Raw genomic sequence first — 13,015 nt, 5'->3', positions numbered from 1 at the left:
AAGGAAAACTGTCTGACGCAGGCGTGATGGATGCGATCGCGGGCGTGGGTTTGAGTTTGGCGGCAATTAGCGGGAGTATGATGTATAGGGGAGGTAGTGGGGCTAATAATTTTAAATTTGGTGAGAATGTTAAAAACCATTTAAAAAATGTGGAGAATGTCAATACTAAAAAAGGGGTTATTGGAGGTCACAATCTAGATGAATTTAATAATGCGTTAATAAATCAAGGAGTAGGATTAGATGAATTAATTTTATCTAAAAAACCACACCCATCCATTGAAGGTATCTATGAAATTGAATATCGAATACCTAAAAAGGATATAACTGGCAATGTTGCAAAGCCAATTATCTACAAGAATATTGATACACCAAAAACAGTTTATGATTCATCTGTGTTTTCGGAAACAGATATATATAATTTAGGTGTAGAAGCAATGCAAAATGGAAAAATAATTGGTGGAAGAGTTGAAGGAACGGCATCTAATGGACTGAAATTTATAGGCTATTTAGATGAAGCGGGTAATGTAAAGAACTTTTTCCCAATTTTAGATTAAAGGAGGTAAGTATGGATTACGTGATTTTAAAAGAAGCAGCTGATAAAAAAATTATTTTAGATGATATATTTTTTGAAATATCACTTAGAAAATCAGGGATTGAGAACGCTCTTGAAAAATTTTCCCAAAAAGAAGGATATATTGTTGAAGGTAAAGCTATTTGTTTTAAGGAGGATTTAGATGAATATGATTTGTCACAGTTAAAGATACCTTTAGATGATGAACATATTTTAATAGATGTTGAAGCGGATTACTCGAGTGTAAATGAAAATAGCCAAGCATATATGACATTTCCAGAGTTTTATGCATATCTAGAAAGAAATATTAAAAATTATGTGATTGTAGATAGCAAAATCAATGAGTTACTGTTAGATGTAAGAAAAGGGTTAAAAATTCAATGAAATTTATAATATTAAGTTTTAAATAAAAAATTTTATATCGAAAAAGAAACGATTTAACTCTATCGTTTCTTTTTCTGTACTTATTGATAGTTAGCCTCCCGCCCCGAGAAAGGGAGCTGTCAATTCAGCTCCCTTTTGATACTATTTATCCGAATTAATTTTAACCAAATAATATCATCTTAAAACAATCAAAAGTCCTTCCTTACTTTGCCTGTACGCGAGTTCATGATTATCTGAGAACTCTATATAATATTGGTTTTGTCAGGAGCGTACCGAGTTGATAGGACAAGTCTTCAATGTGAGTAACAATTTTTCTATCTATTTCCACATCCGCAGTCGAAAATTTATATATTAGATTTTGGATAGAATAGAAATTAGAAAGGCCTTGCTTAAAATCCTCCCCCTGTTCTGTATCATGGTTTTTAATTGCGTGTAGTTGCCCTAAAAAAAGCTTGTCAGTTCGGGGAGCAAAAATGGCATCTACTGATTTTCCAGAGTATTCAAGAGGGAATCGGTATACTAACACCAAGCTCCCATTTTGAAGCCATACTGGAAGAAGCGGTAGGGCCAAAAAGCTCCCCCAATTATTCTAATGTCATACATAAAGAAAGCTGAATATGCTTGATACTTTTTCCGATTCCTTTTAAAATTTTAATTCTTCTTCTTGAAGGCGTTTAAGTCGTAGTGACAATAAAATGAAGCGTTTTTTGTTTCCGTCATCGAGTGCAAGATCAATTTCAGTTTGAATTCGTGCAATCCGCTGTTTTTGAGCAAGCATTGTCATGTAGCACTCGATAAAAGTATTCATTAATGCCCGTTCCTTGGCTAACTCCTCGTATTGCTTGGATAGAGAATTCGAAAAAGGTTGCAGTGCCATGACAATCACTCCTTTAATGAATATTTAGAAAATTTATACTTTATTATACCACCATTTTTTTTGATAAAACGTGAGCATACAAAAAGCCAGTAACTTTTTACTAGCTTTTCATAAACTAACACATCGGTTACGCCCCGCATTTTTTGCTTGATAAAGTGCGCGGTCAGCAAGATGCTGAATTTCAGGAAATGCATGTGATTCACATGTTGTCGCTACGCCGATTGAAATAGTGATGGAAATTTTTTGATGGGAATCAACCGGGATGGTAGTGCTTTGAATAGCGATTCGAATTTTTTCAGCGAGTTCATAGGTAGCCTTTTCATCAAAATTAATGGCTAAAATGCAAAATTCTTCTCCGCCTAAACGATAAGGAATCCCGTTCTCCAAACAGTGCTCTTGAATAATAGAAGCGCACGACTGCAATACTTTATCACCAGCGATGTGGCCGTAACGGTCGTTTACAGATTTAAAAAAATCGATATCTAGCATTAAAGCACTTAATTTTTTTACCGTATGGTCGGCCATGAGTAGCTGAATTCGTTGGTCAAACGCCCGCCGGTTAGCAAGATTTGTGAGGGCGTCTGTGAAAGCGCGCTCTGTTTCGACAATATACAAATGCCGCGTCCGCCGCATATCAAAAAGTACGCCATATAGAATAAGTAGTGCGAAACCGTTGAAAAGAGCCCAAGTGATAATTAAAATAATGGTTTTAAGTTGAAAGCCATAGTAAAAAATGGCGTTGGTGGCATAAATAATAATACTAACAATGAATAATTCAATAATGAGCTGACTTTCGAGAATTTTACTTTTGCGGAAGTGCGTCCAAATTGAAATGAGTAAGGCGAGTAAAAGAATAAAAACTAAAGCTTGGATGGCGATTTCAGGAATTCCAAAGAGAAAGCGCGTTAGCCCTATTAGAAGTGCGGATAAGATTGTGAAAATAGGCGAAGCGGAAATGGCAATTAAAATAACGGAGACGTATCTTAAGTCGATTCTTACACCACCGGGAAGCTCGTATGCGAAGTACATAAGCAAAAAATTACTGATTAAAATAAGCAAAAAGATTACGGCTTTCCGCCACATAAGAAGTTGGGGGTTGATTTGATAAGGTATCATTTTAAAAATAAAGTAAGTACCTGCAGAAGCGATAAAAATATTTGCTCCAAAATCCATTAGCAAATTCATTTTATTTTCCTCTTTCAAGTTAATATCTTTATTATAATGGATACAAGTATAAATTGCACATGAATAAATGTGCCATACCTAGCCAACATGATTGACAACTTGATGATAGTAGATATACTTGAATAAAGGAGGGGGAAACGTGGAAGGATATGTGGTTGATGTTGTTCAAGATGCGAATAAATTTAGAGTGATTCATAAATACTCGTGTGGGAATATACCTGCTAGGGAGAATCGACTTATTTTAGGAAAGTTTGAAACGCCACAAGATGCACTCAAATCTGCGTATACAAATTATAGTCAATTTTCTTTAAAGTTCCGTTTGTGCCCTCTATGTACAGCACCTGAAGGAGCGAAACAATAATGACCATTCAGAAGTATTTTAAAGAATATTTTTCATGGAACTGGAATAATGCAGTTTTAACATTCATTAGTTCAATTCCAGTTTTTTTAATTGCCATCCTTGTTGATATGTCAATCGGCATGGGGATGCTTATTGGGCTTATCCCAGCAGCTATTACGAAGATTGCGCCAACTAGGCGTGGGCGGGTCTCAATTTTTATTATGGGAGCGATTATAGCGTTGTCAGTCCTCATTGGAGCGCTTTTAAAATCGTATTTTGGTATTGTAGGCGCGACCATTTCAATGGGCGCTTTTGCTTACTTGTCTGCGATGTTTGCGGCATCTAAAAAAGGTGTACCGGCGTTTATGTTTTTTATTACACCGGTAATTGGAATTGGTCTAAGCATTACGGATTTTCAAGCGGGGATTTCAATGGGGTTAAGCATGGTTCTTGGTTCGACTGTAGCCTGTTTGATTTCGTTCTTTTTTAAAGAAGAAAAAGTAAGTAGAAAGACACCCGTTGTCAATCCAAATAAAGTTATCTTCAAGCAATATGCGCCGTATTTTACATCTGCGATTATGCTCGCTACGGTTATTGGTTTTTATTTGGATCATACGGGTTGGATTGTTGGCTCTGTTGGGCTAGTTATGCGCCCTGTGCGCGAAATGCAAGAAATGCGGTCAGTTTTTAGAATTTTTTCAGTCGTGACGGGGATTGTTTTAATCTACATTGTTATGCTTTCGGATGCGGGAAATATATTTATTGCTGGCGCGGCTGCGATTATGCTTGTTTTGGCAAGCGGCACGCACGAAAGTAAAGCATATATCATGCCGTTTTTCATGACTTACATTGTATTTTCCTTTATGATGGTTGTCGATAATGAAATAAATGCAACTCATTGGTGGTTACTAGCTGAACGAATTCTGTGGGTTTCTGCTGGTGTCATAATTGCTTACATATTTGGACTATTAATCCCAAGATTTGTGAATAAAAAGAAAGCAATGAATTGAAATGTAAATAGCTCGTAAAAAACGTGAGACAGAAGACGTCTTGCGTTTTTTATATCCAGCGCTCAAATATGTAAGGAATAGCAATCGGAATATCATCAAGCTTATGAATCACCCACGCCTTTTTTCTAATTGAAATGATGTTTTGTTTTTGAAGTGTTTTTACAATGTTTGAGGTGTGGGACAAAGAAACAGCAGCGAATTCACCTAGCTTCTCATAAGTTATAAAACTTGGCAGGTTTACGGAGTTGTCAGCATTACGAATGCCAAATTTATCTGCTAGAAAATGTAAGATGTAATAGACGCGTTCCTCAGATGTGAAACTTTCCATAATAAGTTGAATTATAGAATTACGTGATAATTTAATATGAAAGCTTAAAAGGATGAAGTTGCGCGGATCTTCTGTTAAGAGAAGGTTATTTAAATAATCCGAATCGATTTCCCAAAGAATGCAGTCAATCAAGGCAGAAATTTCTGCACGTTCATCGGATAAATCATTTTGCGCAACGAGAAATGGGAATTCCCCGCGCTTAGAAAGATGGATAAAGATAGGGCGTTCCCCGCTTAAGTTTGAAAGTTTTGTGTATCCTTCTTGTATAAAATAAACTTTATTTTTTTTAACACTCACTTCAATAGAATGCCCGGCTTTTAGAGCGAGTTGGTGACACTTATGATTGAATTCTGGACTGCTCTTCAATATTTTCATCACATAATCAAAATTCGTAAAATCTTCTAAAAAGCTTTTTGAATACATAAAATCTCCTCCCTCTCACTTTAATACCTACCCATACTTGCTTATATTAATCCCGTGGAATAATAAAAAAATACTTTCATTTTATGGGAAAGTTGGTTTATTTTGTCTTTCAGCCATTTTTAAAATGTCATAAAACTTTCAGGAATAAGTGTATAGAGCAATTTGTAAGCAAAATAAAAGAGGAAAACAGAACTAAATAGTCATCTGCTTATGAAATCATAAAATCGTCAATTATGAACAAATTTTTGTAGCGGTAAAATTGGAATATAAGCTAAGCGGAAAAGCTATAAATGATTCCAAATGGAAGGTGCTTTATGATGGAAGACTTATTAGAACTTTATTCAAAAAAAGAGGTTGAAGAACGCTTTAATGAAAAAGAACTATTGAAACTTTTAGAAAATCAATTTGCAATTTCTAAAGAACGGAAAAAAATTAGAAATGGTCATCAAATTGTTTTAAAAGATAGTGAAGAATATGTGTATTATATTGTTCATGGAGCTGTTTCAGTAAGTAAAAATGGTACCATTTATTGTTTTGAAGGAAACGGTCGCTTTATAGGTTTAGAAAATATGTTTTTTGCGAATCATATGGACTTGGATTTTCATGCAATTGGAGATGTTGAGGTCATAAAATTTAAGAAAAGCCAAGTTATTGAATCATTAATGAATACACAAGAGGGCTGGATTTTTGGCTACCAAATTGCGTATCGCCTTAATCAGGTTATTATAGATCACTGCGTCTACTATAAATTAAAAGCAAGAACGCGCAGTAAAAAATTTTTAGTAGAACTGGCTGATGAACTTCATGAAGCCAATGATATGAAAGATTTTTTACCGAAAGAAATAAACTATAGAATACTATCCGAGTATTTAGGAATTAGCTATGCGACCGTTCGTAAATTATTTAGCCAGCTAAGAAAAGAAGGATTTATTGGCAGATGTAAAGAAAGTAAGAGGTTTTATATCAATGCAGAAGCCTAAAAACAGGGTAGAGAATCTTTTTTTTGGATTCTCTACCCTGTTTTTCTTCAAAATATAAAAAAGTACATTGTTAATAAAATGTTCTCGGTTTTTATGTCTCATTTATTTGTTAGCAGACTTTTGGATGGTTAGGCTGCTTAAGTATGCATATAATAGACCATCTGATTTGCGGAGCGACAAATTAGTTTGCTCGTGAAATTTGTCAATACGATATTGAATAGTATTCCGGTGCATAAAAAGGGCTTTGGCCGTCATACTTATGTTTCCTTGATTTTCAAATAGAGTGGCGATTAGAGAGGGTAGCGTATCGTCTTTCTGAAAAATAGCGCTTAGCTCCGCCGAAAGAGTACTATCTTCAAGTGCGTGTGCAAAATGTTTCAAACTCGCAGATTCAACCGTTTGGACAAGCGCTTTATCTTGCAAATCAAATAGGCGGCGTTCTTCAAGAAAGGCATCGCGTATTGATAGATGCTTTTTATGGAAAAGGCCGACAAAAAAATGGACAGGAAAATAAAAATCAGCTTCAAGCGTTGTCGCAACGGCCGCAAGTTCGCCTTCACCTAAGACGGAGCCTTCAATTTCCTCAGCGATGACACCGTACGTGCCAAGAACAATCATTTCAGCTTTTTGGTTAAAAAAACTGAGTAGGGCTTTTTTCCACTCGGAAAATTCTTTTTTGGTGTAATTCTCTTTTCGAATATGAAACTGTACGAAGCGGTAGCGTGAAAAGCTCTCCTTTAGCGACACGGCATTTTGGGTGAATAAAAGGTCATACCAGGCCTTGCTTTCTGCCGACATAAAGGTCGGCTCAGGTGCCTTAAAAAGAAGATTTAAAAAGGCCGCATCATTTTCCGCCACTTCATTTTTTGCGATAGTAAAATAATAAGGCGCTTCAAAGAAAGATAAGACGGTTTCGTCAGTTGGAATTGGTTTTTTGGATACTTGTAAACTTGGGAATTTTTCCTTTAACTGATAGATGTTCAAAGTGATTGCCCCCACGTGTTTTTAATTTTATTGTGACAAATTGCGTGCGACAAGTCAACCGCAAAATTAGTTGACTAGTCAACTAATTTTTGATACGCTAATAAAGCTTGCATTTAACTATTCAAAACGTAAGGAGCGATTTTAATTGGGGGAGAAGCACGAAATTGTGACAAAGTCTATGTCCATTATTCACCGAGCAGAAAATAGCTACAAAGAGGCGAAATTGGAACAGACAGGTTTACGTGTTTCGCAGCTGCGCTATTTATGGACGCTTTATCAGGAGGACGGACTTTCACAAGAGCAACTGCGGCAACGGTTTATGACGGATAAGGCGAACGTAACGCGTCACATTAAACAGCTTGAGAAACTAGGTATGATTCGGCGCGAATGTGACGCACGCGATAAGCGAATACAACGTGTTTTTTTGACGAAAAAAGGTTACAGCATGAAGGAATTGATTGCGGAAGTAACGGATACATGGAGCGATATTTTAACCCAAGGCTTCTCGAAAAAAGAAAAAGATGATGTGTTTCGTCTCCTCTTGCAGATGGCGGACAATGCAATGAGTTTTGCGGAAGGGAGTTTAAAGAATGAAAGAACAAAGTAAGCGGCTTGGCGTAGAGGGAATTGGTTCTCTAATGGCGCGTCTTTCGATTCCTGCTTTTGTGGGCATGTTTGTGATGGGCATGTATAATATTGTCGATACGATTTTTGTGTCGTACGGGGTTGGCTCAGATGGTGTCGCGGCGCTTTCTATTGCTTTTCCTGTTCAAATGATTTTAATGGCCATGGCGGCAATGTTTGGCATCGGTGGTGCCTCAATTATTTCGCGGTCACTAGGTGCGGGTGAACAGGAGCGGGCGAATCAAATTTTTCATCAAGTCATTTGGTTAGTCATTTTATCGAGTATTTTTATTGCGATTGTCACTTTTATTTTTATTGACCCACTGATTACAATTTTCGGTGCGCCAGCAGAAATCCACGGTATGACAAAGGATTTTCTATCACTCATTTTACTAGGCGCGGCTTTCCAGACGTTTGCAATGGCGATGAACAACATTGTTCGCTCGGAAGGGAATGCCAAAACGGCAATGCTCACGATGATTATTTCAGCAGTGCTCAATATGATTTTAAATCCGGTTTTCATTATGGGGTTTGGCATGGGGGTGCGCGGTTCCGCGCTCGCAACCGTCATTGCCCAAGCCGTAGGCGCGGTGTGGCTGCTCCTCTATTTTTTATCCGGAAAAAGTACGTTATCGCTTAGTGGTTTTAAATTCCGTCTTGACGGTAAAATAAGTCTGCGCATTATGGCAATTGGTTTCCCGTCTTTCATCATGATGTCTGCTGGAAGTGTCGTCACCATCGCCGTAAACTGGATGTTGCAACTTTTCGGCGGCACGCTAGCGATTGCAGTTTACGGGGTCGCAAACCGAATTGCGAGCTTTGTCATCATGCCAATAAACGGCATCACACAAGGCATGCAGCCCATCGTCGGTTTCAACTACGGCTCGCGCCAGCTTGACCGCGTTATCCGTGCTGTAAAGCTTGGCATGATTGTCGCGACGGTGCTTTCACTCATTGCGTGGGGTATCGTAGAGCTTTTCCCAAGCCAACTCGTACGCATTTTTTCAAGCGAACCCGAGATGATTTCGGAGGGAACGAATGCCCTGCGGCTCATGCTTCTTGCTGCCCCAACAATTGGCTTTCAAATTGTGTGCGGCGGACTCTATCAGGCGCTAGGCCAAGCGCGCATTTCATTTGTCATTTCCCTTATGCGCCAAATCATTTGCCTCGTGCCACTACTTCTTATTTTGCCCCAATTTTTCGGGCTGATGGGCGTTTGGTACGCCTTCCCAATTGCGGATGTTATCGCCTTTTCCGTCTGCTTTGTTATCCTCACAAAAACATGGCGACGGATGTTTAAAAATCCGGAAATGGTATGATGATTTTAATAAAGAAGCATCTTAATTAATATAATAAAGTTATCAACTCATCTCACTCTATTCTTAGTGGTTATAGACGCTAAAAGCTACCGATTTCGGTAGCTTTTTTGTTATTAAAATCGCGTTTATCACGTATTGTTTTAGGGAATTTTAAGATGAGGCAAATTAAAATGGTGGTGTAACTTTGGCCTAGCTAGGAGGAGGGAAATGGATGGAATGGTACAAGATGTCACTTGGTGAAATTTTTGAGAAAATGACGACGAATGAAGCGGGACTCTCGGATTCGGAGCGCGAAAGGCGCCTAATTGAAAATGGGCCCAATGTTTTAAGCAGAGGGAAAGAGGACAGTGAATTAAAAAAGTTTTTAAAGCATTTCAATGATTTGTTAATATATGTGCTAATTGTTGCGGGTATTTTGAAGGGTATCGTTGGCTCATACACCGAAATGTTGATTATTTTCGTGGTCGTGCTCATTAACGCAATAATCGGCTATTCACAAGAACGGAAGGCGACAAACTCGTTAAATAGCTTGACGAATATGCTAAGTGAAGAAGCCACTATTCTCTCGAAAAATCAAAAAGAAATCGTTCCTGCTGAATCTTTAGTGGCTGGTGATGTCGTTTTGCTTGCCCCTGGTGATATTATTCCTGCCGATTTACGCATTATTGAGGCGTACAATTTGGTTGTGGAAGAAGCGATTTTGACAGGCGAATCAACCCCAGTCACGAAAAACAATACGGTTATCGCTAATAAAGCGGATTTAGGCGATCGCGTGAACATGGTGTTTTCCGGCACGCTTGTTGGAAGCGGTTCTGGAAAAGGGATTGTGACGGAAACAGGCGATCAGACGCAACTAGGGAAAATCAGTCGCGATTTGAAGGAAATGAAAAACACAGAGACGCCGCTCATTAAAAAAATGAAACAGCTTAATAAACAAATTTTTTATATTTTATCGGCACTTATTGTATTTTTACTGTTCTATAGTATTTTTTACCATGATTTTTCCATGAATGAACTAGTGGCGGCTCTAATCGCGCTTGCAGTATCTGCGGTGCCGGAGGGCTTGCCAGCTGTTCTTTCGATTATTTTATCCCTCGGAGTTACGCGCATGGCGAAAGAAAAGGCGATTATCAAAAAAATGCCTGCGGTCGAAACGCTTGGAAGTATGAGTGTCATTTGTTCGGATAAAACGGGGACGCTGACGAAAAATGAAATGAGCGTCGTTTCGGTGATAACAAAAGATGGGGTGAGTGACCATACGGAAAAGCCAATTGAACTGCGTGATGAAAGCTTGGCGTTTAGACGGCTTGTAGAGATTGCCCTTTACTGTAATGATACGAAAATTGACTATCATAATGGGAAGCGCGAAGTGATTGGAAATCCAACAGAAGGTGCGCTTTTGGAACTTGCAAATCGCGCTAATTTGAGCCAAGAAAATCAGTTGCTCTACAAAATCCCGTTTGATTCACTCTATAAATATATGGCCGTTCTTGTGACAATTGAAGGTGAAAACTACATTTATTTAAAAGGTGCGCCAGACGTGATTTTGAACCTCGTGAAATCTCAAGTGGAAGGCGAATCAAGCTCACCGCTTGATCTAAATTACTGGGAGAGCCGCATTAGTGAATTTGCCCGCAAAGGACAACGTGTTTTAGCGGCTGCCTACAAGAAAGTTCCAAGCGAGAAGGAAAATTTAACGCACGACGACTTGCATGACGAGATGATTTTTGCAGGATTATACGGGATTATTGATCCGCCGAAAAAAGAAGCCATCCAGGCAGTTTCTGTGTGCCGTGACGCTGGGATTAGCGTGAAGATGATTACAGGTGATCATAAAGATACTGCAATTGCCATTGCAGAGGAAATCGGCATTGAAAACTATAACAATGCTTTAGTCGGAAGTGAGATTGAAAGTCTTTCTGACGCGGAGTTGTGCGAAGTTGTGGTTAATCATGATGTGTTTGCGCGGACGACGCCAGAACATAAACTTCGCCTTGTGACAGCAATTCAAGAAAATGGTCACATAGTTGGTATGACTGGTGATGGCGTAAACGATGCGCCAGCGCTTAAAAAGGCAGATATTGGGATAGCGATGGGGATTAAAGGCACGCAAGTTACGAAGGACGCGTCTGATATGGTGCTTCTTGACGATAATTTCGCGACCATTGTTGGGGCGGTGAAAGAAGGACGCCGCGTCTACGATAACCTTAAAAAGACGATTTATTTCGCGCTGCCAACTGCTTTTGCGCAAGGCTTACTCGTTGTGGTCTCCCTACTTGCCAACATGCCACTGCCACTCACATCCGTTCAAATTTTATGGCTCAACATGGTGACGACCATTACGCTTTCGTTTGCGCTCGGCTTCGAACCATATGCAAATGACCTTATGAAAAGGAAACCTCGTAATCCGAAAGAAAATATCCTAGATAGCTATGCTATTATCCGCGTTGCCTATGTCTCCATTTTAATAGCAGTACTAGGTTTTGTCGTGGAAGCCTATTTACGCGGAACAGGCGCCAATACGGCTATAATTCAGACGACCTTGCTCCAAACCATCGTATTTGGTCAAGCGTTCTACATGATAAATTGCCGCGAACTAATGAAATTCCCAATTGATAGTGGTATTTTGAAAAACAATGTCCTTTGGGGTTCGCTCGGCATTTTGCTCGTCCTTCAAGCAATTGTGATTTACTTACCTAGTTTCCAAGCCATCATGGAAACTACATCGCTAAATCTCGCTCAACTTGGTATTTCCCTATTAGCTGGCTTTGGGGTATTTGCCGTTGTAGAAATTGAAAAGTTTATTTATCGGTCAATTAAAAAATAAATTTTTGAAAAAAGCCCATCTAAATCGTTATGATTTGGATGGGTTTTTTTAGGATAAAAAGAAAGTTGGTGAAATGTAATTCATTTGTCCATGTGAAATATAAAATTTGAAAAACCAAAATCTTTCTTCCTATTTAAAATACAATAAAATTTTACAGATTTAATAGATGAATTATGCTGTAAAATGAACTTCATTTTGCAGCATAAAAATTTATTTCTATTGTGAAAAAATAGCAAAGATGACATCGGAATTTTTGTTCGAGATAAAGTTTCAAGTGGCATTCATAAAGGTTTTTTCATTAATTCGTAAATCCAAACTTAAAAAGAGAAAAACTTTCACAAAAAATATCAACGTTCAAATATTTGTCAAAATTTTTATGCATAAAGAATCAAATTTAAAACAAAGTTTATTTTTATATCATATATAATTTCTGTAGAGGAGGTGAGAATGTTGCTGAAAGGTTTAGACTATCATAACCTTTACGATGAGAAAGCTGTATCGGAAGATTTTAGTCAGGCAAAGCTACTCGACTTATTGTTAAATGATAACATTTATCCAATTAAGCGAAAGAAAATGCTAATTAAAAAAAATGAATTGAATTATTTATTAGAAAAAGGTGATGAATTCGTATTTGCTCTTGAAACAGGTGTTGCTGCTGTTTACAACATGAATATTATCATTGACTTTGTTGGTCCAGAAGAATTCATTGGTTTGCATGAAACTTCGCTTTCAGGAGTAAATGATACTTTTTTTCAAGCAATATCTAATGATATGCAGGTTTGGAAATTTAGCAAAAGCGATGTTCTCGGAAAGGTAATAAGCACGCAGGAAGGCTATTTATATCATTATAACTATCTGAAAAGTATTCTAAACCGTTATCTGAAAAAAATTGTTTCGCAAAACTTAACGAACACAATGAAAACGTTACAGCTACTACAATTTTTAACAAAGCGTTTTGGTGAGGAGTTAGGTGAGGATATTGCTATTCCGAAAATTTTTACACGTAGAGTTATGGCCAATTATTTAGGAATTAGTCAAACAACCTTGAGCACCATTTTGACAGAGCTCCAAGATCGAAAAATCATCTGGGTAAAAGGGAGTCACATTCTACTTAAGAGTAGATTTTAATAGAGCAGCCATATTTAAGGAGGTGACGACAAAAA

14 protein-coding genes are annotated in these 13,015 nt (G+C 37.9%); 9 read left to right on the top strand and 5 right to left on the bottom strand.

All coding sequences use genetic code 11. From position 1 onward, the window contains the following. The first annotated feature begins 8 nt into the window (after nucleotides 1-8). Nucleotides 9-554: a CdiA family toxin C-terminal domain-containing protein gene (locus R8923_RS08890; protein ID WP_485872432.1), complete on the top strand. Its 546-nt coding sequence runs from the start codon at nucleotides 9-11 to the stop codon at nucleotides 552-554. Nucleotides 555-565: 11 nt separating this feature from the next. Continuing rightward, nucleotides 566-955, top strand: coding sequence for a hypothetical protein (locus tag R8923_RS08885; protein WP_485872425.1), 390 nt, complete (start codon nucleotides 566-568; stop codon nucleotides 953-955). Between the two features lie 229 nt (nucleotides 956-1,184). On the opposite strand, the gene R8923_RS08880 is transcribed toward R8923_RS08885, so the two are convergent. From R8923_RS08880 to R8923_RS08870, 3 genes are all read right to left on the bottom strand, one after another. Further along, nucleotides 1,185-1,526 carry a hypothetical protein gene (locus tag R8923_RS08880; RefSeq protein WP_485872424.1) on the bottom strand — a complete coding sequence of 114 codons (342 nt, stop codon included), beginning with the start codon at nucleotides 1,524-1,526 and terminating at the stop codon, nucleotides 1,185-1,187. 72 nt (nucleotides 1,527-1,598) lie between these two features. After that, complete coding sequence (locus R8923_RS08875; RefSeq protein ID WP_485872423.1) at nucleotides 1,599-1,832, bottom strand: IDEAL domain-containing protein; 234 nt, start codon at nucleotides 1,830-1,832, stop codon at nucleotides 1,599-1,601. Between the two features lie 108 nt (nucleotides 1,833-1,940). Then, nucleotides 1,941-3,017: a GGDEF domain-containing protein gene (locus R8923_RS08870; RefSeq protein WP_485872422.1), complete on the bottom strand. Its 1,077-nt coding sequence runs from the start codon at nucleotides 3,015-3,017 to the stop codon at nucleotides 1,941-1,943. A gap of 139 nt (nucleotides 3,018-3,156) precedes the next feature. On the opposite strand from R8923_RS08870, the gene R8923_RS08865 reads away from it, so the two are divergent. Beyond that, the gene (locus tag R8923_RS08865) at nucleotides 3,157-3,378 is read left to right on the top strand and encodes a hypothetical protein (protein ID WP_485872421.1); all 222 of its coding nucleotides are present in this window, start codon (nucleotides 3,157-3,159) and stop codon (nucleotides 3,376-3,378) included. Beyond that, nucleotides 3,378-4,367 carry an FUSC family protein gene (locus tag R8923_RS08860; protein ID WP_485872420.1) on the top strand — a complete coding sequence of 330 codons (990 nt, stop codon included), beginning with the start codon at nucleotides 3,378-3,380 and terminating at the stop codon, nucleotides 4,365-4,367. Before R8923_RS08865 ends, R8923_RS08860 begins: the two co-directional genes overlap by 1 nt. Before the next feature lie 49 nt (nucleotides 4,368-4,416). On the opposite strand, the gene R8923_RS08855 is transcribed toward R8923_RS08860, so the two are convergent. Further along, nucleotides 4,417-5,118, bottom strand: coding sequence for a Crp/Fnr family transcriptional regulator (locus R8923_RS08855; RefSeq protein WP_485872419.1), 702 nt, complete (start codon nucleotides 5,116-5,118; stop codon nucleotides 4,417-4,419). A gap of 290 nt (nucleotides 5,119-5,408) precedes the next feature. Here R8923_RS08855 and R8923_RS08850 point away from each other — a divergent pair, with 290 nt between their 5' ends. Further along, a complete protein-coding gene (locus R8923_RS08850) occupies nucleotides 5,409-6,098 on the top strand; it encodes a Crp/Fnr family transcriptional regulator (RefSeq protein ID WP_485872418.1) in 690 nt (229 codons plus the stop codon). 102 nt (nucleotides 6,099-6,200) lie between these two features. Here the strand turns inward: R8923_RS08850 and R8923_RS08845 are convergent, their stop codons facing one another. Then, nucleotides 6,201-7,082 (bottom strand): helix-turn-helix domain-containing protein, encoded by an 882-nt coding sequence (locus tag R8923_RS08845; RefSeq protein WP_485872417.1) that lies wholly within the window; start codon nucleotides 7,080-7,082, stop codon nucleotides 6,201-6,203. A 145-nt stretch (nucleotides 7,083-7,227) separates the two neighbouring features. Here R8923_RS08845 and R8923_RS08840 point away from each other — a divergent pair, with 145 nt between their 5' ends. The 4 genes from R8923_RS08840 to R8923_RS08825 all read left to right on the top strand — a co-directional run bounded on the left by R8923_RS08840 (nucleotide 7,228) and on the right by R8923_RS08825 (nucleotide 12,980). Further along, nucleotides 7,228-7,689 (top strand): MarR family winged helix-turn-helix transcriptional regulator, encoded by a 462-nt coding sequence (locus R8923_RS08840; protein WP_485872416.1) that lies wholly within the window; start codon nucleotides 7,228-7,230, stop codon nucleotides 7,687-7,689. Further along, on the top strand, nucleotides 7,673-9,025 hold the full coding sequence (locus R8923_RS08835) for an MATE family efflux transporter (RefSeq protein WP_485872415.1): 1,353 nt from the start codon (nucleotides 7,673-7,675) through the stop codon (nucleotides 9,023-9,025). Before R8923_RS08840 ends, R8923_RS08835 begins: the two co-directional genes overlap by 17 nt. A gap of 211 nt (nucleotides 9,026-9,236) precedes the next feature. Continuing rightward, on the top strand, nucleotides 9,237-11,852 hold the full coding sequence (locus R8923_RS08830; RefSeq protein ID WP_485872414.1) for an HAD-IC family P-type ATPase: 2,616 nt from the start codon (nucleotides 9,237-9,239) through the stop codon (nucleotides 11,850-11,852). Nucleotides 11,853-12,299: 447 nt separating this feature from the next. Continuing rightward, nucleotides 12,300-12,980 carry a Crp/Fnr family transcriptional regulator gene (locus R8923_RS08825; RefSeq protein WP_485872413.1) on the top strand — a complete coding sequence of 227 codons (681 nt, stop codon included), beginning with the start codon at nucleotides 12,300-12,302 and terminating at the stop codon, nucleotides 12,978-12,980. Nucleotides 12,981-13,015 lie beyond the last annotated feature (35 nt).

The organism is Listeria tempestatis, from assembly GCF_963575625.1.
Lineage (GTDB): Bacteria > Bacillota > Bacilli > Lactobacillales > Listeriaceae > Listeria > Listeria tempestatis.
Note: the sequence above shows the minus strand (reverse complement) of the source record. Positions and strands in the feature narration are given on the sequence as shown.